The organism is Aquidulcibacter sp. (genome assembly GCF_049239865.1).
Taxonomy (GTDB): Bacteria; Pseudomonadota; Alphaproteobacteria; order Caulobacterales; family Aquidulcibacteraceae; genus Aquidulcibacter.
Genome location: NZ_JBMLTR010000080.1, coordinates 1 through 20,819 on the forward strand (window position 1 = coordinate 1; position 20,819 = coordinate 20,819).

Below are 20,819 nucleotides of genomic sequence, written 5' to 3' on the forward strand. Positions count from 1 at the left end.
CAAGTATCAAATGCCAGCCTATCACCTCACCACCAAGGACGGGCAAGGCATTACCCTCGTCAATATTGGCGTGGGGCCGTCTAACGCGAAGAATATCACCGACCATTTGGCCGTTCTGCGTCCACACTGTTGGCTGATGGTTGGCCATTGCGGCGGCTTGCGGCAGAGCCAGCGGATTGGCGACTATGTGTTGGCGCACGCTTATTTGCGCAAGGACGAAGTCCTCGACCGTATCTTGCCAGCGGACGTCCCCATTCCGCCGATCGCGGAAGTGCAAATGTCCATCCAGCAGGCCGCGATGGAAGTCACGGGTGAAAGCGGGGAAGCCCTCAAGCGGCGTCTGCGGACCGGCACGGTGGTGAGCTTCTCGGACCGGAACTGGGAGCTTTATTGGGGCCGGGAGCGTCGCTTGATCAATATCTCACGCTCCATCGGCGTCGATATGGAAAGCTGCATGATCGCCGCCCAAGGGTTCCGCCACCGCGTGCCTTATGGCACCCTTTTGTGCGTATCGGACAAGCCGCTGCATGGCGAAATCAAGCTTCCCGGCACTGCCAACATCTTCTATGAGCGCGCCATTGGTGAGCATCTGAAGATTGGGATCGCAGCTATTGAAAAGATGCGCCTCGACGGGGTTGTGCTGCACTCACGCAAATTGCGCAGCTTTGATGAGCCGCCCTTCCGCTGATTAGCGCAACCAAGACGAAAAAGGGGCCCCAATCGGGGCCCCTTTTGATTTATCGGTTTTGCCCGGCCTATTCGGCGGCGGCTTGGCTGGCGCGGCGTTCGACTTCCTCTTTCAAGGCAATCGCTTTGTCTTCACTGGTGACGGTTGGCACCTTCGAGAAGAAGCGCTTGATCTTCTGATCGAGGTCATCGATCAGCGTGTAGACGGCAGGCACGAAGATCAGGCTCAACACGGTCGACAAGGTCAAGCCGCCGATCACCGCAATCGCCATCCCATGCCGGAATGCACCAGCGCCAGCTGTTGTCATAGCGGCAGGCACCATGCCCGCGATCATCGCAATCGTGGTCATAATGATCGGGCGCGACCGCTTGCGAGCCGCATCAATCAGGGCCTCATGACGCGGCACACCGCGATGTTGAGCTTCGATCACAAAGTCGACCAGCAGGATCGAGTTCTTGATCACGATACCAATCAACATCAACAGCCCAATCATCACCGGCAGCGATAGCGGCTCCTTCACAAGACCCAGTGCAATGAACGCACCAGCTGGGGCCAAGAGAATGACCGACAGAATGGTGATTGGGTGCAGGAAGTCTTTGAACAACAGCACCAGCACACAATATATCAGCAAGACCCCGAGGCCGATGGCGCCGCCGAATTGGCCGAACATGTCGCCCAATTCTTCTGCATCACCATCTGGTTTCACTTTCACGCCAGGACCTGGATTTTTGTAGAAGTCTTCCTTCTGCAATTCTTCCAAGGCGGGGCCAAGCTGCTTGCCGGCGGCTAAGCCCGACGAGATTGTCACAACGCGCTGACGATCTTCCCGCGTGATACGGGCTTCACCACCACCGAATTGAATGTCAGCAACGGCACTCAAAGGCACGGTGTCACCCGTTCCCGTGTTTACACGCAACGCACCAATGGCTTCAATGTCGGCCCGGTTTTCCCGCGCCAAGCGTACGAGGATCGGGATTTGACGCTCGCCCGCATTAAACTTGGCGAGGTTGAGCTCGATATCACCCGTTGTTGCCAAACGTGAGGCGGTGGCGATTTCAGCGATCGAGACTCCCAAGCGCGCAGCTTCTTCCCGCTTTGGCAGGATGTGCAGTTCGGGGCGGGTTAAGTCAGCCGAGGAACGCAAGTCCACGGCCCAAGACTTTTTCCGCATTTCACTCATGACACGTTGGGTCGCAGCGGCCAAAGCGTCTGGGTCGTCCGAGGTCAAATTGATCGACAGACCACCCGAACCCCAGCCACCGCCAAACCGTGCCCGAATGCCTGGCACTTTGCCAACGGATTTGCGGAGCTCGCCCTCATAGGCTTGCTGCGAGATGTCGCGTTCTTTCCGCTCCACCAGCGAGATGAAGTAAGTTGCACCCGTCAAATCACCGTTCACGCTTTGCACGACGGACTTGGTTTCAGGCCGATCCATCACAATGCCGGCAACTTCGCGGGCACGCGCATCTGCTTCGTCTGGCGAGAGGCCCGGTGGCAAGTCGATGCGCATTTGCACAAAGCCTTGGTCGATGGTTGGCGTGAATGTCTTGGGCGCTAAGCCCAACATCAAGACCGACACGATCATCACCGCAACCCCAACAGCAACCGTCTTCCAACGGTTCCGCAAGGCCATTTCAAGGAAAGCGATGTAGCGCTTGCCAGCTTCACCTTCATGCTCTGGCGGTGAACGTGTGAGGATAAAGGCCGCCAACAAAGGCGTGATCAAGCGGGCAACCAAAAGCGAGAACAGCACCGCAACCGCCACCGTCAAACCAAAGCTCTTGAAGAATTGTCCAACGATGCCCGTCATGAAGGACACAGGCGCAAACACCGCGACAATCGTCGCCGTGGTCGCAACCACGGCTAGACCAATTTCGTCGGCCGCTTCCAAGGCTGCCGAATAGGGCGATTTGCCCATCCGGATATGGCGGATGATGTTTTCGATTTCCACAATCGCGTCGTCGACCAAGATACCGGCCACCAGCGCAAGCGCCAAAAGCGTCACATCATTCAGAGTGAAGCCCAAAAGGCTCATGACCCAGAAGGTTGGAATGGTCGACAACGGGATGGCAATTGCCGCTAAGAAGGTCGCTCGCCCATCTTTGATGACGAAGGTCACAATGCCGAGAATTACGGTCCCGATGGACAACAATACGGTCTTGGAAATGTGAACCCCGGTCGTCGTTTCGAGCACCCAAGCAAGGCCAACCAAGGTGACACCAATAATGGCTGCCGCGGCAATAACAGGCCGCCATCCGCCCAAAAAGACAGCAACCACCAAGGTCGCTAACAGCGCACCTTCAAATAACGTCTCCATCGACATGTCGAAGCTTTCTTGGACATAGTCGGTTGGGGTGAACACAGGTTCGATGATCAGGTTCGGATAGGCTTTGCGTAACTCTTCGATTTTCAACTTGACGGCCTCATAGGCCTTCAAGGAACTTGCGGTCTTGGAACGCAGGACTTGGAACATCACGACAGGTTGGTCGTTAAAGCGGCCAATCCCGCGCACTTCGCTCGACCCATCGCGGACATCAGCAATATCGGATAGGCGCACGACGCGACCACCGTTTAGGACGATGGGCGTGTTACGAAGTTCCTCCACCGTTTTAGCAGAGCCCAAAGCACGGATAGTTTGTTCTCCCGCACCAGATTCTGATTTGCCAGCTGGCAAGTCGATATTCTCACTGCGCAGCGCGCGGCTGACCTGTGAGGCTGTCGCGCCGAAGGCAGTCAAGCGGGCTGGGTCCAAATCAACGGTGATTTGACGGCTGGCACCGCCCCAGCGTTCGACGCGACCAACGCCTTTTACCGCCAGCAATTGGCGGTTGAATTCGCGGTCGATCAGCCAAGAAATGTCCTCTGCGGGCATATCGGGGCCACGCACAGAGTAAATCGCCAAAGGCTCTTGATCGTTGAAGTCGATCCGAGCGACTTGCGGCTCGTTAATGCCATCGGGAAGGTCTGAGCGGATCTGCGACACCGCTGCACGGGCGTCGTCAACTGCTTTGGAGATATCGGTGCCGATTTGAAGTTCAACGAAAGTGTTTGAACTCCCCGTAACCAAGGTGGTCGTCATTTTCTTGACGCCCTCGATCGAGGCCAAAGCGCCTTCGACTTTGGTCGCAACCTGGTTCTCAAGCTCGCTCGGTGCAGCACCCTGCAGGCCCACAGACACGGTAAAGGCCGGGAATTCGATATCTGGGTTTGAGTTGATCGGGAGCTTGAAGAAGGCCCCAATCCCCATAATCGTCAAAAGAAAGAAGAGTAGGATCGGGGCGATTGGGTTCTTGATGGCCCAAGAAGATATATTGCGCATAACGACTTACCTCACTTCTTGGGGGGGGTTGCAGGTTGAGCAGGGGCGGAGGCCTTCAGCGCACCCTTAATTGGGTTGATCTTTTCGCCTTCAGCCAAGAAGGCAGAGCCGGCGGTTACGACCATCGCCCCAGGTTGTGGGCCAGACACCAATTCGACCAAGGAGCCCTCGCGGGAGCCGATGGTCACTTTTACCTTGGTGACTGAATTGTCATTGCGGAGCACAAAGACCGAAGCCCCTTCGCGACCATAGACCAAAGCAGCAGCCGGCACGGCTGCCACACCGCGTGCTTTCGAAGAAGCGCTGCCCGTCAAAAACACACCAGACTTCACCGCTGGGTTTAGGGCCAAGGTAAAGCGGGCAATGCCGGTACGACGTTGCGGGTCGATTTGGGCTGGAAGACGCCGCAATGAACCCGATACCATCGAGCCGTCAGGTGCGGTAAATTCAGCGGGCATGCCGAGGCTTAAGCGGCTGATCTCAGATTCAGGCACTTCGGCGGCTACTTCCAAGGCGTCATTGGCAACAATGACAAACATAGGCTGGCCAGTGGACCCAGCGATTTCACCCACATTGACCGAGCGGGAAATGATCTGACCGCCAACCGGAGCGGTGATCAAGCCGTTATTCTGGCGCGAGTTGGATTGGGCTTGCTGGGCAATTGCCACGTCAAGGTCAGCACGCGCGGCACCGACGCGGGCGGCGGCTTGGGCAACAGCCTGACGACGACCGTCTAGCAAGGCATTGATGTCGCCTTTTTGCGTGCGCAATCGGGCTTCAGCAGCACGGGCCGCGGCACGGCGTCCCTCCAATTGCTCGACCGACAAAGCACCCTCGCCCTTAATTGATAGGGCGCGCTGATATTCTGCCTCTGCTTGCTCATAGGCGATCTGCGCCGAGGCGGTGTCGAGCGCGCTTTCGCGTGGACCTGTCTCAGCGCGGGTTAAGTTTTGCCGGGCGGCCGTTAAGCCGACTTCTGCTTCCGCCAAGGACGTGCGCGCGCGGCGGACTTGTGCGGCCAATAATTCGCTATCCGCATTGACTTGGCGACCGTCTAACCGCGCCAAAGCCTGACCTGCGACAACGCGGTCACCGGCGTCGGCCATGATTTGAATCACGCGCGCCCCGGACGAGGTTGGGAAGACACGGGCCTCTTGGATAGCCTGAACTTGACCCGCGACGACCAAGCGTCCGGTGAAGTTTTTCACTTCTACAGGAACCACCGAAACAGCTTGCGGCATCCGGCCGCCCTCTTTCGCCTTGGCGTCAGCACCTGCTTTTTTCGCGTCTTCGCCTTTTTTTGCGTCACCGGAGTTACCACACGCGGAAAGACCCAGCGTGGTGGCAAGGATAAGCGCCAAGGATACAGCTTGGATTTTACGCGTCATTAGAAGCTCCAATCGGCTTTTTCGCCGAGTTTTTGGTAGGGGAGGGAATTTGAATGGGGGTCGAAGCCGGATTGAGATAGCGCAACACTAAGTTCTTCAGGGCTTGGGCGGCTTCTTCGGCGGTAAAGTCGTTCATAAAGGTCATGCGCAAGCCAAGGCCGTCGGCCGCGGCCATCAAAACGGCGGAGGCCTCTGCAGGATCTAGGGTCGGTTCGACATGGCCCAGCTCTTGTCCGGCGCGCAACAAAGCGGTGATTTCTGTGCGAATCTTGCTCTCGGCTTCGCGCGCAACAGCGGCGAACTTGGGATTGCGCACGGCTTCAGCCATCAGCTCCGCCGCGAAGGCCGCACGATTGGGTTCAGCATAAGCTTCGGTGAACTTTTCACACAGCTCAGACAAGGCAACGAGGAAGTTATCGGAAGCCCGCACTTCGTCAAAGGCCAAGGTAGCCGTGCGACGTTCATCGTCGGCCATAGCCGCGATGATCGCCTCCTTAGAGGGGAAATAGCGATAGAGACCGCCTGGGCTGATACTGGCCTCGGTGCAAATCTGATCCATCGAAGTCGCATGAAATCCGCGCCGCTCAAAGCATGCTTGAGCTGCATCCAAGATCTCCCGACGTCTAATCTCAGCTTTCAACGGGTTGACGGTGCGCGACATAAGTCCTATTCCGATAGCGAACGTTCGTTCGCATTATGCGGCCTTGCTCCCGAGGTCAAGCGGTCGAGCGAAAAAACATCATTATGTGGAGACAGCATGTCTACGTCGGCACTTGAGTTTCGGATGTCAGCCAACAAGAAGAATTTCCGCAGGCTTGGCCTAAGCGGTAGTCTGGCGGTCCTGATTTTATTGGGTGGTTGCGCCACTGGCGGATCAGTCGGGTTTCCAGGCATGGGCGCGCCCAAGGTCAAAAACCCGGTTAGCACGCTGCCGGATGCTTTCCGCGACATGCCCCCTGCGCCAGCGGGCGAAAGTGCCGCTTGGTGGTCGCAGTTTGCAGACCCCGTATTGGACAAGCTGGTGCGCGAGGCGCTGAGCGAGGGCATCTCCGTCCAACTGGCCAATCAACGCTTAATCGAAGCGCGCAATAATGGCCGCGCCACGATTGCAGGCTTTGCCCCTCGCCTCACGGCAATTGGCTCTGCCGACACAGATTATGCGATGGGCGATACCAAGCTGACTTCGGCTACCGGTACAGCCGTCGAGCAGCAAACCACCGGAACAGGTGTCTTGCGCGCCACGTGGGAAGTGCCCTTGTTCGGCCGTTTTGGCTCTGCCGTTTCTGGCGCAAGGGCGAATGAGGCTGGGGCGCGGGCGTCGCTGGAAGCTGCCAAAATCGCGATTATTGCTGATCTAGCCGCCGCCTATATTGATCTGCGTAATGCCCAACAAAGCTTGGCTTATCTGCAGGAAGATTTGGCACGGGCCGACTCCTTGGCTGCGATTGCAGATTCCCGTGAATCCGCTGGCCTGATTTCATTGGCAGACAAAGGTCTATCCCAAGGCCAAGCAGCGCAAATTCGTCAACGCGTGCCCGATGCTGAATTGCGGGTTCGCGGCGCCTTGGACCGGATCGCGATCCTGCGCGGTGTCGTGCCAGGTTCACTTGATCAGACTTTGGCCCCGGTGAAAGATTTTACGTTCCGCTCAGAAGCGCCGATGGTTGATGCCGTTCCTGCGAATTTCGTCCGTCGTCGTTTGGATGTGGCGCGCGCTGAACAAGATGCGGTGCTGCAAGCGGCAGGCGTGGGCATTGCGCGCGCAGATCTTTACCCAAGCCTCTCGATCGTTGGGACCATCACCAGCCTCTCGTCCTTGGCAGGCAACCCACTTGCCCAAACCATCCAGCGCGGCAACGCAACCCCAGCTATTTCAATCCCGCTGTTTGACTTCGGGCAGAGACGCGCCAGCGTCAAAACGGCCGACGCACGTTTCCAGCAATCGCTGTTAGCCTATCGCTCGACCACGCTGAACGCGATTGCGGAAGGCCAGAATGCGCTGTCCGCCTATGGGCAAGCCCAAGCTCGGGCCAAAGCTGGCGTGGATGGGGAGCGCGCGGCGCAAGTGCGATTTGACGCGACGCAGGCTAGCTTCAACGTAGGACTTGCCTCGTTCAAGGACCGTCTCGAAGCTGAAAGCGCATTGGCCAGTGCCCGTCAGGCCCGTTTGGCCAATCAGGCACAGCTGAGTGATGCGGCGATTGGCCTTTATCGGACGTTTGCGGGTTCCCCCGGGATTTAGTTTGTCTATCAGGCGGACAGGCGCTTCACCAATCGCTCCATGAACGCACACCCAGCTGCCAGTTGGGCGATCTCGATGAATTCATCGGGTTGATGCGCTTGCAGGATGGAGCCCGGCCCGCAAATGACAGTCGATAGCCCACCGCCTTGGAAAATGCCGCCTTCGGTCGCATAGGCCACGGCGCGGGTCGTGTTATCGCCAGTCAATGCCCGCGCCAAAGCCTCTGCGGCACCGTCGGTCTCGGGTGCCATCGCCGGTGAGAGCGAGCGGCGCATCATGCTGGCCCCGCCTTCTGGGGCCCGCGCCTTAATCCTTGCATCGACCTCTGCCACCCAAGCAGCCACTTTGGCTTCATGCACATGGGGATCGTCACCGACCTCAAACCGCATGTCCCACGTGATGCTGCACGATTGGGCGAGAATGTTGGAAGCTGTACCACCCTCGATCAAGCCGATGGTAAGCGACGTGCCCGGCGGCTCAAACGGACTGTTGGCTGGCGCATTTGCGCGGACTTCTTCGGACAAAGCGCGGAGATTCGCCAAGAGCGGCACCGCCTCCATAATGGCGGAGACGCCTTGTTGCACTTGGCTGGAATGCGCTGCCCGCCCCGTAATCTCGATCTGGAAAGTCGACAGGCCTTTTTGCCCGGAAACCACGCCCATATCACTTGGCTCGCCAATGATAACAGCCTCTGGCTTAGCATAATGCTGATTGAGCACCTCGACGAGCGACGGCGCGCCCAGACAGCCAATCTCCTCGTCATAGGATAGCGCAATATGAATTGGTGCAGTCAGGTTTGCCTGTGCCATCGCTGGAGCCAAAGCCAGCGCACAGGCTGCAAATCCCTTCATGTCGCAGGTTCCACGACCATAGAGTCGGCCATCCAATTCCGTCAAAGTCCACGGATCGGTCGCCCATTCCTGCCCATCAACGGGGACGACATCGGTATGGCCTGACAAAACAACCCCACCGGGTGCATTGATCGGCCCAAAACTGATGATCAAATTGGTCTTGGTACCATCGGCGTTGGGGATGCGTCGCAAATGGGGCTTCAACGGCGCGACATAGGCCTCAACCCACTCAATTAACTCTAAATTTGAGTTGCGCGACGTGGTGTCAAATCCCACCAGTCTTGTCAAAATCTCGATGGTGTCAGTCAGGTTCTGGGTACGGGTCATGTGAAACACTCTGCCATGGCCGCAGCGTTTAGGCCAATTCTTTCGTTGGTTAAGTTGATTTCAAGATATAAACATGTATTTATATCCTGAAATTTCATCCCGGAGTAGACCATTGGCCCGAGCGTCATATCTTTTCACATCTGAAAGCGTTTCTGAAGGACATCCAGACAAAGTCTGTGACCGGATTTCAGACGAAGTTGTTGACCTGTATTTCCGCCACACCATCGCTGAAGGGTTGGACCCTTGGGCCCTGCGCTGCGCAGCTGAAACCTTGGCCACGACCAACCGCGTTGTCATCGCCGGTGAATTCCGTGGCACCGACACCGTCACCGAAGACTTGATCGCGCACACCGCGCGCATGGCCATCAAAGACATTGGCTACGCTCAAGATGGCTTCCATTGGCAATATGCTGATATTGAAGTGCTGTTGCATGGCCAGTCTGAACATATTGCCATGGGCGTGGACGCCAGCGGCAATAAGGAAGAAGGCGCGGGCGATCAGGGTATCATGTTCGGCTATGCCACGAATGAAACCCCAGAACTGATGCCAGCCCCAATTCAATTCAGCCACAAAATCCTGAAAGATCTGGCTGATGCCCGCAAAAGCGGTGTGCTGGCCATGTTGGGCCCAGATGCAAAGAGCCAAGTCACGGCGCGCTATGAAAATGGCAAACCCGTTGCAGCAACTTCAATCGTTTTGTCGACCCAGCACCTCGACGAGAGCCTGACCAGCGAAGACATTCGCGCGATTGTCGAGCCCTACATCCGTAATGCTTTGGGCGACATCCTGCCAATCGACCGGGATTGCGTGTGGCACATCAACCCAACCGGCAAGTTTGTTGTTGGCGGTCCTGATGGAGATTGCGGTCTCACCGGTCGCAAGATCATCGTCGACACCTATGGCGGCGCAGCCCCCCATGGTGGTGGTGCATTCTCTGGCAAAGATCCCACGAAAGTGGACCGCTCTGCCGCTTATGCCGCGCGCTATTTGGCGAAAAACATCGTCGCGGCCGGTCTGGCAGATCGCTGCACCCTGCAGCTCTCCTACGCCATCGGCGTTGCAGAACCTTTGTCCATCTATGCAAACTGCGATGGGACTGAGCGTTGCGATCTCGACAAGCTGGAAGCCCGTTTGCCACAGCTGATGAAGTTGACCCCACGCGGCATTCGCGGCCACTTGGACCTGAACAAGCCCATCTATGCCCGCACGGCAGCTTATGGCCATTTTGGTCGCGCACCTGATGCCGATGGCGGCTTCTCGTGGGAGAAGACCGATTTGATCGATGGCTTGAAAGACTTGCTGGGTTAAGCCACCAGACAGAAACAGAAAAAGGCTGTCGGGTCCAACCCGACAGCCTTTTTTTATGGTCGCTCTCGCGCTTTAGCCCGCGATATATTGGGCGCCATTGATGGTGAGCGTTGAGCCATTGATGAAGCCAGGATCTTCCACCAAGAACACAACCGCGCGTGCAATTTCTTCGCTTTCGCCCAAACGTCCGCAAGGAATGCCGGCCTTTACCTTCGCCAATGCGTCTGGATGCATAGCCGAGACCATCTCAGTGGCAATATAGCCCGGCGCGACGCAATTGACGGTGACGCCTTTGGCGGCACCTTCTTGCGCCAGCGCTTTGGTAAAGCCGATCACCCCGGCCTTGGCCGCGGAATAATTGACTTGGCCAACCTGGCCCTTTTGGCCATTGATCGACGAGATATTGATGATGCGCCCGTAACCACGCTCACGCATGCCATTGATCACAGGACGGGTGCAGTTGAACAAGCTGTCGAGGTCGACATTGATCACACCACGCCATTGCTCTGGCGACATTTTGTGGAAGAAGCCGTCTTTGGTGATTCCGGCATTGTTGACGAGCACGTCTATCGGACCAAGGTCAGCTTCAATTTTGGCCATGGCCGCAGCGCAGGCTTCATAATCCCCGACATCGAATTTATAGGTTGCGATACCTGTTTCCGCGGAAAATGCTGCGGCAGCTTCATCATTGCCGCCATAATTGGCAGCAACTTTAAAGCCAGCATCGCGCAAAGCGATCGAAATAGCCGCGCCAATACCGCGTGACCCACCTGTAACAACTGCAACTTTAGTCATGTTTTTCCTCACCACCCTGATGTGTTTGTTTTATCGGCACCCTAACCAAACTCAGTCTGCTTGGAAGTTGTTTTTATGTCGCACTGCAGTCTAATGTGATTGGCCACCACCTTTCGGATTTTTGTGAGAAAGTAGAGCCCATGTCGAAGATTTCCCGTCGTGAAACCTTAGGGGGCCTAAGCCTCGGACTGACCGGGGCGATGATGTTGCCGGACGCGGGGCTCGCCAAAGGGCGCCGTGCGCTGAAGGCCGGTGCTGTGGCAACCGCCGATACCCCGTCCGCAGAGATTGGCGCGCAAATCCTCGAAGCCGGCGGCAATGCGGTCGATGCGGCGGTCGCCATCGGATTTGCGCTCGCCGTAAGCTATCCAGAAGCGGGCAATATTGGCGGTGGCGGCTTCATGACCCTTGTCATGCAGGGCAAGCCCTATTTCCTCGACTATCGCGAGACTGCGCCGGGCAAAGCCAAGGCCGATATGTATTTGAACGCGCAGGGCGATGTGCGCTCAGGCAGTACCGTTATTGGCAATTTGGCTGCGGGAACGCCCGGCACCGTTGCAGGCCTGTTTGCGGCCCATCGCCGGTTTGGCAAATTACCTTGGGCCAGAGTGGTTGCACCTGCCGTCCGACTGGCGCGCGACGGCTTTGCCCCGCCGGCACAAATGATCCGCATTTATCAAGAAGCCTTTGTGGAGTTGGGGCGGGATACCAACTTTGGCAGTTACTTTGGATCAATGGCGGAAGGTAAGGCCTTTACCCAGCCAGACCTTGCCAACACGCTGGAGGCGATCGCGCAGCGGGGGCCTGCTGCCTTTTATCAAGGGCGCGTTGCGACCCAAATCGTGGCGCAAATGAACCGAGGCGTCGAGAAGGGCCTAATCAGCCTATCCGACCTGGAAGCCTATCGCCCAGTCTGGCGCACCGCACTCACGTCAAAATGGCGGGGCTATGACGTCGTGAGCGCCCCACCGCCCAGCTCTGGCGGGATTGCCTTGCTACAATTGTTAGGCATGAAGGAAGCGCGGGCCGATTTGTTTGCCGGCGTGGCGCATAATTCGGCTGACTATATTCATTTGCTGGCGGAGTTGGAGAAGCGCGTCTTTGCCGATCGCGCTGTCTATTTGGGCGATCCAGATTTCGTCCAAGTACCGGTGGCGAAACTGCTGGCTGCTGACTACATCAAGGCGCGGGCGAAGGGTGTGCAAGCAGAGTTCCCTTCGCCAATCGATCAAATTCAACCAGGCCTCGAAAAGCCGCAGACGACGCATTACTCGGTCGTTGATTCAGACGGAAACGCCGTGTCCAACACCTACACGCTCAATGGCTGGTATGGGTCGGGCGTCGTGGTGGAAGGGGCGGGCTTCCTTCTCAATAATGAGATGGATGATTTCTCGGCAAAACCCGGTGTTGCCAATCAATATGGCGTGGTTGGTGGCGACGCCAATTCGATCCAACCGTTCAAACGCCCGCTGTCATCCATGACGCCAACCATTTTGATGAAAGACGGCCTACCCGCCATGGTGCTAGGTTCGCCCGGCGGATCTCGCATCATTACGACCGTATTCCAAGTTCTGCTAAATGCGCTCGACTACAAGATGCCTTTAAAGGCTGCCGTGGATGCACCGCGTTATCACCATCAGCTTGTGCCCGAGAACACCATCTTCACAGAGCCCTACGCACCGGCAAGCGCGGATCTTAAGCAGGAGCTTGAGCGCCGCGGTTACCGGATCGAAGCGCAAAACTACAATGGCGATATCGCGGCCATTCAGGTAGCCAATGGTCAACCCAGAATCGCCCCAGATCCGCGCGCCCGTGGCGCAGCCCGCATCACGAGAAGCTAAACCCATTGATCTAGCGGGCGACGCGCCGTTGTAGCTGAAGAACTTCCACGAGTTCTTTAGCATGATCCATTGCGACAACGATTCCATCGTCGCTCTCAATCTCAAAGAGACGCTTTAACATTCGCGACAATACCATTGCATCGCTGGGGCCCAGAGGACCCAAGCATTGCAGCGCGGTTCGCATCACGCGCAAGACTGGTTCACTTGGAAGTTGCGGTAAACTGCCATCATTGGCGGTTTGGCGGCAACCGGAATTAGAGCGATGGTTATCATTGAGAGTCGTAGCAATCGAAAAGATGGTCATATCAAGTTCCAGAAACAAATAGACTGAGGCTAGATTGAAGCTGCAAGAGCTTCGCTGTGCTGGTCATGGTTGCAAATTGAGGGATCAGGCGCATGGCTGCATGAGCAATCGAGAGCGATGGATCATGGGCGTCTGCGGTGGCGTGCGACACGGCATCTGCCACCAATTTAACCGCTACGCCTAAATCTGCTGCGGCGACCGCCGTAGACAGACAGCAGGGCACCATGGAGCGACCAATCAGAATAATTTCCTCCGTCCCGCTCATGACCAAGAAGTCACGCAAAGCGGGAGAGGACAAGGCAGAGGGCCCCCGGCATTGAAAGACCGGCTCCTCTGGCTGGGGTCGAAGACTTGCAATCGGGTTTGGTGCCCGATCTTGGCGATAAACATGGACGATCTGCCATCCCTGCTTGCGGGCAGTCGCCAGGATCAAGGCACTGTTGTGAATGCAGGTCCGCCAGGAAGCTGGTTCTTCGGACAAATGTCCGTCAACGACAAGATCGTTGCAGATCAGCAGCGGAGGTGGTTGGTTTTTTTGGCCCGGATACGCATAACTATGGGAATTCATCATTAGGCTTGCCTTGCTGTTCGCACTGGAATCAGTCGTTCGTTGGAGCGGTCCAGCACGCCGGGGTGGTCCCATTCGCCTTCTGGCCGCAACAAAATCATGGGGTCGGTATTCACGTGGATGGCGTCGTCACGTGCCGGGATGAATTTCTCGACTTCAACATATGCATGGTCTGAGAAGGCGAGGTTGGAGCGGCCGGGTCTTGGGCTCACGCCGCAAGCGCGTTGCCAAAGGCCGACGATTGAAGGCTCCACATGGCCTAATGCATGGCCATAGCCCTTTTTGGCTCCAAGCTCGAAAGATGCATCCAACAAGGCGGCGCCGAGGCCCGACTTGCGATAGCGCGGAAGAACAGCAACCCGCTCAACTTTGAAGAAATGCGCAAACCAGCGTAGCCGGACACAGCCAACGGGTTCATTATTCAGACGGGCAATGAGATGGGTTGCGCCCGCGAAGTCATTGCCATCGATTTCCTCATCATAAGGGCAGGATTGCTCGTGCATATAAGCGATGGCGCGGAGAGAGATTACTTGCATGATCTCATCGAGGCGATGAGCAACGTGAATCTCCCACTTGGGTCCGTTGCTAGGCACCAATCGTTCGGCCAAACCAGAAGTCGAGATCATGCTGCACCTTTGGTTTGCGACAGAAACGCTTCTATTTTGTGATGCGACGGCATGCGGAGCGTGCCAATCTTAGTTCCCTCCAACAGACTTAGATTCAAGCGGCCCATGAGAAGCCTAGCACCATCATCGGTGACGGCACGCGCATACCAGTCCGCTGCCGGAACGATGTGCTCAGAAATAAACAAGCCAAGGTTCACCAAAAGGCGGGCCGCCTCGTGTCGAGATACAGCAATGCCCCAGCCGAAAATAGCAGCGGGTTCATCGTCGAGGGTACAGATATGGGCTGGATCGGGGCTGACAGCGTTAAACGCATCCGCCAGAACGGCCTGATTACCAGCGGAAGTCAGGGGAACGATTCCTAAGAGGCCACAAAGGGGACTTGAATCAGTCGGGTCTGGTTCACCGTTGAGCCCCGCATGGGTCACCCCCATCAGACCAAGTTTCGTGCGCTCATAAACCCAGCTCATGGTTTCGAGGCTGGCGATCGGCTCTCCAACAAGACCCACCGCCAAGGATCGCCCTTCGATTAGTCGCGAACCAGACAGCGCGTAAACTTGGAAGTCTGCAGCCGCGCTCGCGATACGTTCGACAGCTGTTCGGCCCAACATTGGGCTGCGAGCTTCCAAATTCGTGCGGGCGAAACTGTGCTGCATCTGGTCCTAACTATGGGCTTACCATTCGGTCGCCGGGGTTGCACATTTGTCAGACACCATGCCAATTGATCGATGGATCAAGGTGTGCGAGACGTTGTTGGTCGTAGACTCAAGATTTACTCAGCAAAAAAAGCTTGGGGAGCCAGAAAAATTGCAATAGAGTGGCTGCTTACTTGAGGGGACCCTACTTGAAGGAAGTCGTCCGCCACCGATCAGACTTATCTGATCTTCACGTTTTTTATGCGGTCGCAGTCTGCGGCGGACTGAACGCGGCCGCGCGCAGCCTGCGTGTGGACCCTTCAACTGTCTCTCGAGCCCTAGATCAATTGGAAGCCCGGCTGAATACCCGTCTTGTGCGGCGAACCGCGCAAGGGGTGGTGCTAACCAAGGCTGGGGAAATGGCGTTGGCTCGCGTCCGTACGATCGAGAGCCAAATCGAGGAGATGGAGCGCGAAGTCCTTGATTCTGAGGCGACTTCGCCAATCGGGGCTGTGACTTTGTCCTGTTCTGACGGTGTCGGTGCCTATCTTTTGACCCCCGCTTTGACCCATTTGTTGCGGGAAAATCCGAAACTGGACCTTCGGCTAGACTGTGGCCTCTGGCCGAATAATCCGTTGGAAGCCGACGCGGAGGTCGCATTGGTTTTCAATGCTGAGCCGGTCCCAGGCTATGTTTCCAGGCCTGTAGCCTATTTCCACTATGGATTATTCGGAACCCAATCCTTCTTTGAGCTGTATGGGATGCCGCAATCCCTAGAAGAAGCGCTTCGCCATCCGTTTCTGCACCATACAGCGCAAAAACTTACTGCCAATATGCCTCGAAAAGTGCCAGCCTTTCAGGACCTTGCGCGCCGACGGGTGGAAACAAATTCTAGTGCCGCCGTGGTTGAGGGCGTTTTGGCCGGCATTGGGATAGCGGGCATGCCAACAGTTCTGGCTTCCCTATATCCAGAGCTCGTGATGGTCGGCGATGCTGTGGAACCGCTGGAGTTGAGCCTCGTTTATCACCGCGACATTGAACGAATTCCACGGATCAAAGTTGTTCTGAAATGGTTGGAGGCGGTGTTCGACCAAAAGACCAAGCCTTGGTATCGCAGAGAATTCGTACCGCCTCACGAGTTTGCAGCCTTCACTGGGGCTCAAGCGCCTAACCTGCCGCTCGGGGCAGGCAAAGTTACCGAGAGGGCACCTGCTGAAACGCAGGCACCAAAACGTCGTATCGCCACATCTGGTACCTAAGTTCGTAGTAATGGAGTATGTGAAGTGTCCGCAAAAGAGAACGTAAACCCCCGCAAGGCCGATGACCTCGATCACTTTGTCGCTCAGCGGGTTCGCCGACAGCGTGATGCTGTCGATATGACGCAAGATCAACTTGCCCAAGCATTGGGCATTTCCTTCCAGCAGCTTCAGAAATATGAGCGCGGCGTCAATCGGATTTCGGCGTCTCGTTTGTTCCAGATTTCCTGTGTTCTGGGTGTTGGGCCAGAGTATTTCTATGAAGGCGTCGATGGCTCACAATATGGCTTGGTCCCTAAGTCTGAGCGCGCGGAAGGTCCACAGTCCTCTATCCTCAGCCTGATTGCGCAAAACCCAGATGCGACGGATCTGGTAATCGCCTTTGCCGCAATTAAGTCCTCAAAGCAACGCCAGAAGGCGATCGACTTGGTAAAGTTACTAGCTGACTAATCGTGTCGCCGTGGCGTTTAGGATGCACCTGTCCTAACGCCACGGGCAGGGCTAGACACAACCTCTGCGGGACTTCATATTGAGCCTCATTAAAGTGAGGTGTGTATTGATGTCTGATGAGTCTGATTTAGCCCAGCAAAAACGTCCGCATTTGTTTGGTCGTTCAATTCCCATCCTCTTAGCACTCCTGGCGACAGGAGGTCTGATTTACTGGTTCGTTAAGCCAAAGCCAGACGTCCGTTATGCGCGGGCTTCATCCTTTGTCATGAATCAGATCAAGCCCGGCGGCAACGTCTTGGTAAAACTTGAGCGCGGCGCAGAGGTCAACGTTCTTTTGACCAAAGAGTTGAATGGCTGGGCCATGGTTATGGTGTCACCATCGGACACAGGTTTCATTCGTTTGGCCGAAGTTGATACCGATCGCCGTCCAGTTCTGACAGGCGCTTATAAAGCCAAAGCAGTTCAGGAATCGATCACGTTGCGCGAGGAGCCCAATCCAGCGGCATCGCGTGTCGATGAACTTCCGGCCAAGACCTTGGTTCAGGTCTGGGGCTATACCGAGACACCTACTGGAAAATGGGCCGAGATCACACGCTATAATGAGAAGGGTGTCGGCTATGTGTTGCGTGAGGAGCTAGAGGCCGCCTTCGAGTGAGGCGGCCTTCAGTCTTGGGACTAGCCGCGAGGCAATAGGATTGTAGCGCCGGTGGTTTGACGCCCTTCCAAGGCGCGATGGGCATCGGCTGCCTGCTCAAGTGGATATCGCGCGCCAATCACCGGCCGGATCACGCCTTTTTCGACAAGGCCAAAAAGGTCCTTGGCCGCTTGATCCAATTCTGGAGTGGTTGCCACATAGTCAAACAAGGTCGGCCTTGTCAGGAACAGCGAGCCACGACGCGATAGATCGAGCGGCGAGACAGGCGCTGGTGGCCCTGACGCATTGCCAAAGCTTACGACCAACCCGCGCCGCGCGGTACTGTCGAGCGAGGCCACCAAGGTGTCGGCACCAACAGAATCATAGACGATTTCACAGCCCTTGCCGTTTGTAAGCGCCCTGACCCGTTCAGCAATCGGCTCCGAACGATAAAGGATGATTTCAGAGCACCCGTGTTCGCGGGCCAATTCAGCTTTTGCCTCACTCCCCACAGTACCAATCACGCTCACACCTAAATGGGCCAGCCAAGAGCAGGCAATGAGACCAACCCCACCTGCTGCGGCGTGAAATAAGACCGTGTCCCCTGCCTTCAATGGTCTTAAGCGCTGGATTAGAAATTCAGCGGTCAAGCCTTTCAGGAGGATCCCGGCGGCGACATCCAGTCCAATGCTATCTGGAACTTTGACGGCGCGGCCCTCTGGCACAGCCGCATAGTCGGCATAGGCACCCAAAGGGCCCGAAGAAAAGGCAACGCGGTCGCCAATCGCGAATCGAGTCACGGATTCGCCAATTGCGGTAACAACACCAGCCCCTTCAAGCCCAAGGCCGGAGGGTAAAGGGATCGGGTAAAGGCCGGTACGTTGATAGGTATCAATGAAATTGAGGCCGCACGCGGCCATCTCAATCAGAATCTCATCGGGCTTAGGGTTTGGGATCGGGACCTCGCGCAATTCGAGCACTTCTGGTCCACCCAGCCGAGAAAGGCCGATTTGACGCATCATGACAAGTTCTCTGCGAAGAATGCCATGGTCCGCTCATTCGCCAGCGCGGCACCTGCGGCGTCAAAATGTTGCCCACCGACGCGCGCAAAAGCGTGGTCGAGCCCCTCATAAACATGCATTTCGATTTGCTTGTGGCCAGATAGCCCGGCCTTCATAGCGGCTTGGGCTTCCTTGTTCACAAAGGAATCTTCCGAGGCGACATGCATCAAAAGCGGCTTGGTGTCTGCGGTGGCCTCGGCCAAGCGATCCTGAATGCCCACACCATAATAGCTGACGCTGGCATTGATGCTTGTCCGGGTCGCGGTCAGATAGGCAAGCAGGCCGCCCAAACAATAGCCAACGGCGCCAATGGTGGCGTGGGTTTGGCGAATATGATCAATCGTTGCCTGAATGTCGACGACACCCTTGTCGACGTTAAACTTACCAAAATAATCAAATGCTTGTTGCCACTCTTCTGGCGATTGGTCAGTAATATCGATACCCGGTTGAATCCGCCAGAACAGGTCTGGAACGACTGCCAGGTAGCCTTGAGCGGCATAGGTGTCAGCCAAGTCGCGCATCACCTTATTGACGCCGAAAATTTCTTGGATCACCACCAAAGCGCGGCCATTGGCTTGCGCTGGCTTGGCAACATAGGCCGCGAATGCGCCATCTGGTCCGTTGATCGTGACATGCTCGCCCATATGTGTATCCTCCGAAAGATCAGAATTGATTGCCGCCTCGCTTGACCTAGCCAAAGTCGAGCCCCAAGTGAGGGGTTGTTACGGCTATGACCTAGTCGCAAGACCACGGGATGACAATCGGTTTTGTTATCTTTTGGGAAAGCCACGACGGGTGATCATTGCGGTCAACCAAGTGTGGCCGCCAATTTGGAGATAGGTAGCATGAAAGTCAGTATTGAAGTGGATTTGACGCCAAGCGAAGCGCGCGAGCTTTTGGGCATGCCGAACCTAACCTCCATTCAAGAGGCCTTTGTTGGGATTGCAAAGGATAAGATCGAGAAAACCGGCAATATGGTTGATGTAGAACCTATGTTGCGGACTTGGACTGGCCTCGGCGGCGCGGCCACCGAAGCATTTGGGGCCCTTGTTGGCGCAGCCTTGAAGGTGGCGACCAGCGATGTCGGCACGAAGCCCACAAGCACTGCGGACAAAAGCGCGAGCGACAAGACCTCGTGACAGCGTCCACCATCGTGGCCCTTGCATCAGGGCCTGGACCAGCCGGGGTCAGCATCCTTCGTTTATCCGGACCAGCCTGTGAAACGGTCGCCCAGCGATTGATCGGCACCATACCTGAAGCGCGTCGTGCAAAACTGGCCAAGGTGGTCGATCTCGACAATGATCCGATTGATAATGCGCTCGTCATTTATTTTCCAAAACCAAGAAGCTTCACTGGGGAAGACGTTTTAGAGCTGCATGTCCACGGGGGTCGTGCGGTAGTGCGCGACACAATGGAAGCTTGTTTGGGAATTGCAGGCGTCCGCCTCGCGGAGCCAGGAGAGTTTAGTCGGCGGGCCTTCCTAAATGGGAAGATGGATCTTACGGCAGCGGAAGGCTTGGCCGATCTCGTTGATGCCGAAACGGCGGCCCAGCGGCGCCAAGCACTTCGACAAATGGAAGGTGAGCTGGCCAATGAAGTGGATCGCTGGCGCGAAGCGGTAATTGATTGCCTCGCCGACGCTGAAGGCGATATCGATTTCCCCGATGAGGATTTACCGCCCGGCCTAAGCGAACGCGCACGCCAGCGTATTGAGAGCCTGAAGGCTCGCCTTGAATCCTATCTGGCAGAGTCTCAGCGTGCAGAGCGGGTGCGCACAGGTTATCAGGTCGCCATTGTTGGCAAGCCAAACGCTGGGAAATCGAGCCTTATCAATCAATTAGCGCGTCGCGAAGCCGCGATTGTCTCACCCATCCCTGGCACCACCCGCGATATTGTCGAAGTGCGCTTAGTCCTTGGCGGAATGGTGATTCTGATTTCCGATACGGCGGGGTTACGTGAGTCTGACGACCTTGTAGAGGCCGAAGGGGTACGTCGTGCTCGCGGGCGTGCGGCCGAGGCGGACTTGCGGCTGGCCCTGATTACCGATCATGCGGACATGATGGAGTTTACTGACCTGATGAAGGCGGGCGACCTCTGGCTTCTCGGGCAAGCAGATCGGCTAGATTGGACTGAGCAAGCCGGAGTCGGATTGGCCGTGTCCAGCGTCACGCGTCAAGGGCTCGACGACCTCGAATCTATCATCACCGAGCGCGCCCAAGCCGACCTTGGCAAATCTGAATCAGCACCTCTAACCCGACTTCGCCATCAAGAGGCTGTTCGAGAAGGGATTGGGGCATTGGATCGGGCCTTGACTGCTTCCGTACATGCCCCCGAGCTTGTCGCAGAAGACTTGCGCTTGGCGGCGCGAGCTTTGGGGCGTGTCACAGGACGGGTGGACATGGAAGATGTGCTCGACCGGCTATTCTCTCAATTCTGCATTGGGAAGTAGGGCGAGGCCCAGCGGCTCGTTTCACGTGAAACAGCTCTGAGCGGATGAGTCGACCTGTGCGTGAAGTTTCGCTATGTAG

Annotated in this window: 20 protein-coding genes; 9 read left to right on the forward strand and 11 right to left on the reverse strand. The window is 56.5% G+C overall.

Annotated elements, in window-relative coordinates; translation table 11 throughout:
• Positions 1 to 688: AMP nucleosidase (locus tag ACOVRA_RS05650; protein ID WP_421719446.1), on the forward strand; the 688-nt coding region annotated here is incomplete at its 5' end.
• A 67-nt stretch (positions 689 to 755) separates the two neighbouring features.
• Here ACOVRA_RS05650 and ACOVRA_RS05655 read toward each other — a convergent pair.
• Genes ACOVRA_RS05655 through ACOVRA_RS05665 form a run of 3 tightly spaced genes read right to left on the reverse strand, consistent with a single transcriptional unit; the run spans position 756 to position 6,056 of the window.
• The gene (locus ACOVRA_RS05655; protein ID WP_290807432.1) at positions 756 to 4,007 is read right to left on the reverse strand and encodes an efflux RND transporter permease subunit; all 3,252 of its coding nucleotides are present in this window, start codon (positions 4,005 to 4,007) and stop codon (positions 756 to 758) included.
• An 11-nt stretch (positions 4,008 to 4,018) separates the two neighbouring features.
• Positions 4,019 to 5,395 (reverse strand): efflux RND transporter periplasmic adaptor subunit, encoded by a 1,377-nt coding sequence (locus ACOVRA_RS05660; protein ID WP_421719447.1) that lies wholly within the window; start codon positions 5,393 to 5,395, stop codon positions 4,019 to 4,021.
• The gene (locus ACOVRA_RS05665; protein ID WP_290807436.1) at positions 5,385 to 6,056 is read right to left on the reverse strand and encodes a TetR/AcrR family transcriptional regulator; all 672 of its coding nucleotides are present in this window, start codon (positions 6,054 to 6,056) and stop codon (positions 5,385 to 5,387) included. The genes ACOVRA_RS05660 and ACOVRA_RS05665 overlap by 11 nt, the downstream gene beginning before the upstream one ends.
• A gap of 96 nt (positions 6,057 to 6,152) precedes the next feature.
• Between ACOVRA_RS05665 and ACOVRA_RS05670 the strand changes: the two genes are divergently transcribed.
• Positions 6,153 to 7,637 (forward strand): efflux transporter outer membrane subunit, encoded by a 1,485-nt coding sequence (locus ACOVRA_RS05670; RefSeq protein WP_421719448.1) that lies wholly within the window; start codon positions 6,153 to 6,155, stop codon positions 7,635 to 7,637.
• Between the two features lie 8 nt (positions 7,638 to 7,645).
• Here the strand turns inward: ACOVRA_RS05670 and argE are convergent, their stop codons facing one another.
• Positions 7,646 to 8,815, reverse strand: a complete 1,170-nt coding sequence (argE, locus tag ACOVRA_RS05675; RefSeq protein ID WP_421719449.1) for an acetylornithine deacetylase — start codon at positions 8,813 to 8,815, stop codon at positions 7,646 to 7,648.
• A 112-nt stretch (positions 8,816 to 8,927) separates the two neighbouring features.
• Between argE and metK the strand changes: the two genes are divergently transcribed.
• Complete coding sequence (gene metK, locus ACOVRA_RS05680) at positions 8,928 to 10,124, forward strand: methionine adenosyltransferase (protein WP_421719450.1); 1,197 nt, start codon at positions 8,928 to 8,930, stop codon at positions 10,122 to 10,124.
• Positions 10,125 to 10,196: 72 nt separating this feature from the next.
• Here the strand turns inward: metK and phbB are convergent, their stop codons facing one another.
• On the reverse strand, positions 10,197 to 10,919 hold the full coding sequence (gene phbB, locus ACOVRA_RS05685; protein ID WP_421719451.1) for an acetoacetyl-CoA reductase: 723 nt from the start codon (positions 10,917 to 10,919) through the stop codon (positions 10,197 to 10,199).
• Positions 10,920 to 11,059: 140 nt separating this feature from the next.
• Between phbB and ggt the strand changes: the two genes are divergently transcribed.
• Positions 11,060 to 12,760 (forward strand): gamma-glutamyltransferase, encoded by a 1,701-nt coding sequence (ggt, locus tag ACOVRA_RS05690; protein ID WP_421719452.1) that lies wholly within the window; start codon positions 11,060 to 11,062, stop codon positions 12,758 to 12,760.
• 10 nt (positions 12,761 to 12,770) lie between these two features.
• Here the strand turns inward: ggt and ACOVRA_RS05695 are convergent, their stop codons facing one another.
• The 4 genes from ACOVRA_RS05695 to ACOVRA_RS05710 are packed head-to-tail and all read right to left on the reverse strand — an operon-like array spanning position 12,771 to position 14,911.
• Complete coding sequence (locus ACOVRA_RS05695) at positions 12,771 to 13,064, reverse strand: hypothetical protein (protein ID WP_421719453.1); 294 nt, start codon at positions 13,062 to 13,064, stop codon at positions 12,771 to 12,773.
• Between the two features lies 1 nt (position 13,065).
• The gene (locus ACOVRA_RS05700) at positions 13,066 to 13,635 is read right to left on the reverse strand and encodes an isochorismatase family protein (RefSeq protein WP_421719454.1); all 570 of its coding nucleotides are present in this window, start codon (positions 13,633 to 13,635) and stop codon (positions 13,066 to 13,068) included.
• Entirely contained in the window at positions 13,635 to 14,258 is a 624-nt protein-coding gene (locus tag ACOVRA_RS05705) for a GNAT family N-acetyltransferase (RefSeq protein WP_421719455.1), read from the reverse strand. Before ACOVRA_RS05705 ends, ACOVRA_RS05700 begins: the two co-directional genes overlap by 1 nt.
• Positions 14,255 to 14,911: a hypothetical protein gene (locus ACOVRA_RS05710; protein WP_421719456.1), complete on the reverse strand. Its 657-nt coding sequence runs from the start codon at positions 14,909 to 14,911 to the stop codon at positions 14,255 to 14,257. Before ACOVRA_RS05710 ends, ACOVRA_RS05705 begins: the two co-directional genes overlap by 4 nt.
• Before the next feature lie 188 nt (positions 14,912 to 15,099).
• On the opposite strand from ACOVRA_RS05710, the gene ACOVRA_RS05715 reads away from it, so the two are divergent.
• The 3 genes from ACOVRA_RS05715 to ACOVRA_RS05725 all read left to right on the forward strand — a co-directional run bounded on the left by ACOVRA_RS05715 (position 15,100) and on the right by ACOVRA_RS05725 (position 17,251).
• Positions 15,100 to 16,149, forward strand: coding sequence for a LysR family transcriptional regulator (locus tag ACOVRA_RS05715; protein WP_421719457.1), 1,050 nt, complete (start codon positions 15,100 to 15,102; stop codon positions 16,147 to 16,149).
• A 24-nt stretch (positions 16,150 to 16,173) separates the two neighbouring features.
• The gene (locus tag ACOVRA_RS05720) at positions 16,174 to 16,596 is read left to right on the forward strand and encodes a helix-turn-helix domain-containing protein (protein WP_290800794.1); all 423 of its coding nucleotides are present in this window, start codon (positions 16,174 to 16,176) and stop codon (positions 16,594 to 16,596) included.
• 109 nt (positions 16,597 to 16,705) lie between these two features.
• Positions 16,706 to 17,251: an SH3 domain-containing protein gene (locus ACOVRA_RS05725; protein WP_421719458.1), complete on the forward strand. Its 546-nt coding sequence runs from the start codon at positions 16,706 to 16,708 to the stop codon at positions 17,249 to 17,251.
• A 20-nt stretch (positions 17,252 to 17,271) separates the two neighbouring features.
• On the opposite strand, the gene ACOVRA_RS05730 is transcribed toward ACOVRA_RS05725, so the two are convergent.
• Entirely contained in the window at positions 17,272 to 18,252 is a 981-nt protein-coding gene (locus tag ACOVRA_RS05730) for a quinone oxidoreductase family protein (protein WP_421719459.1), read from the reverse strand.
• Entirely contained in the window at positions 18,249 to 18,935 is a 687-nt protein-coding gene (locus ACOVRA_RS05735) for a dienelactone hydrolase family protein (RefSeq protein WP_421719460.1), read from the reverse strand. The genes ACOVRA_RS05730 and ACOVRA_RS05735 overlap by 4 nt, the downstream gene beginning before the upstream one ends.
• Before the next feature lie 201 nt (positions 18,936 to 19,136).
• Here ACOVRA_RS05735 and ACOVRA_RS05740 point away from each other — a divergent pair, with 201 nt between their 5' ends.
• Positions 19,137 to 19,430: a DUF6489 family protein gene (locus ACOVRA_RS05740; protein ID WP_290800786.1), complete on the forward strand. Its 294-nt coding sequence runs from the start codon at positions 19,137 to 19,139 to the stop codon at positions 19,428 to 19,430.
• Positions 19,427 to 20,740, forward strand: coding sequence for a tRNA uridine-5-carboxymethylaminomethyl(34) synthesis GTPase MnmE (gene mnmE / locus ACOVRA_RS05745; protein ID WP_421719461.1), 1,314 nt, complete (start codon positions 19,427 to 19,429; stop codon positions 20,738 to 20,740). The genes ACOVRA_RS05740 and mnmE overlap by 4 nt, the downstream gene beginning before the upstream one ends.
• Positions 20,741 to 20,819 lie beyond the last annotated feature (79 nt).

Coding starts and splice junctions, on each gene's coding strand:
- ACOVRA_RS05695 (WP_421719453.1), bottom strand. CDS start 13,064: ATGACCATCTTTTCGATTGCTACGACTCTCAATGATAACCATCGCTCT.
- ACOVRA_RS05725 (WP_421719458.1), top strand. CDS start 16,706: ATGTCTGATGAGTCTGATTTAGCCCAGCAAAAACGTCCGCATTTGTTT.
- ACOVRA_RS05660 (WP_421719447.1), bottom strand. CDS start 5,395: ATGACGCGTAAAATCCAAGCTGTATCCTTGGCGCTTATCCTTGCCACC.
- ACOVRA_RS05705 (WP_421719455.1), bottom strand. CDS start 14,258: ATGATCTCGACTTCTGGTTTGGCCGAACGATTGGTGCCTAGCAACGGA.
- ggt (WP_421719452.1), top strand. CDS start 11,060: ATGTCGAAGATTTCCCGTCGTGAAACCTTAGGGGGCCTAAGCCTCGGA.
- ACOVRA_RS05740 (WP_290800786.1), top strand. CDS start 19,137: ATGAAAGTCAGTATTGAAGTGGATTTGACGCCAAGCGAAGCGCGCGAG.
- ACOVRA_RS05665 (WP_290807436.1), bottom strand. CDS start 6,056: ATGTCGCGCACCGTCAACCCGTTGAAAGCTGAGATTAGACGTCGGGAG.
- argE (WP_421719449.1), bottom strand. CDS start 8,815: ATGACCCGTACCCAGAACCTGACTGACACCATCGAGATTTTGACAAGA.
- ACOVRA_RS05735 (WP_421719460.1), bottom strand. CDS start 18,935: ATGGGCGAGCATGTCACGATCAACGGACCAGATGGCGCATTCGCGGCC.
- ACOVRA_RS05700 (WP_421719454.1), bottom strand. CDS start 13,635: ATGATGAATTCCCATAGTTATGCGTATCCGGGCCAAAAAAACCAACCA.
- phbB (WP_421719451.1), bottom strand. CDS start 10,919: ATGACTAAAGTTGCAGTTGTTACAGGTGGGTCACGCGGTATTGGCGCG.
- ACOVRA_RS05655 (WP_290807432.1), bottom strand. CDS start 4,007: ATGCGCAATATATCTTCTTGGGCCATCAAGAACCCAATCGCCCCGATC.
- ACOVRA_RS05670 (WP_421719448.1), top strand. CDS start 6,153: ATGTCTACGTCGGCACTTGAGTTTCGGATGTCAGCCAACAAGAAGAAT.
- ACOVRA_RS05730 (WP_421719459.1), bottom strand. CDS start 18,252: ATGATGCGTCAAATCGGCCTTTCTCGGCTGGGTGGACCAGAAGTGCTC.
- ACOVRA_RS05710 (WP_421719456.1), bottom strand. CDS start 14,911: ATGCAGCACAGTTTCGCCCGCACGAATTTGGAAGCTCGCAGCCCAATG.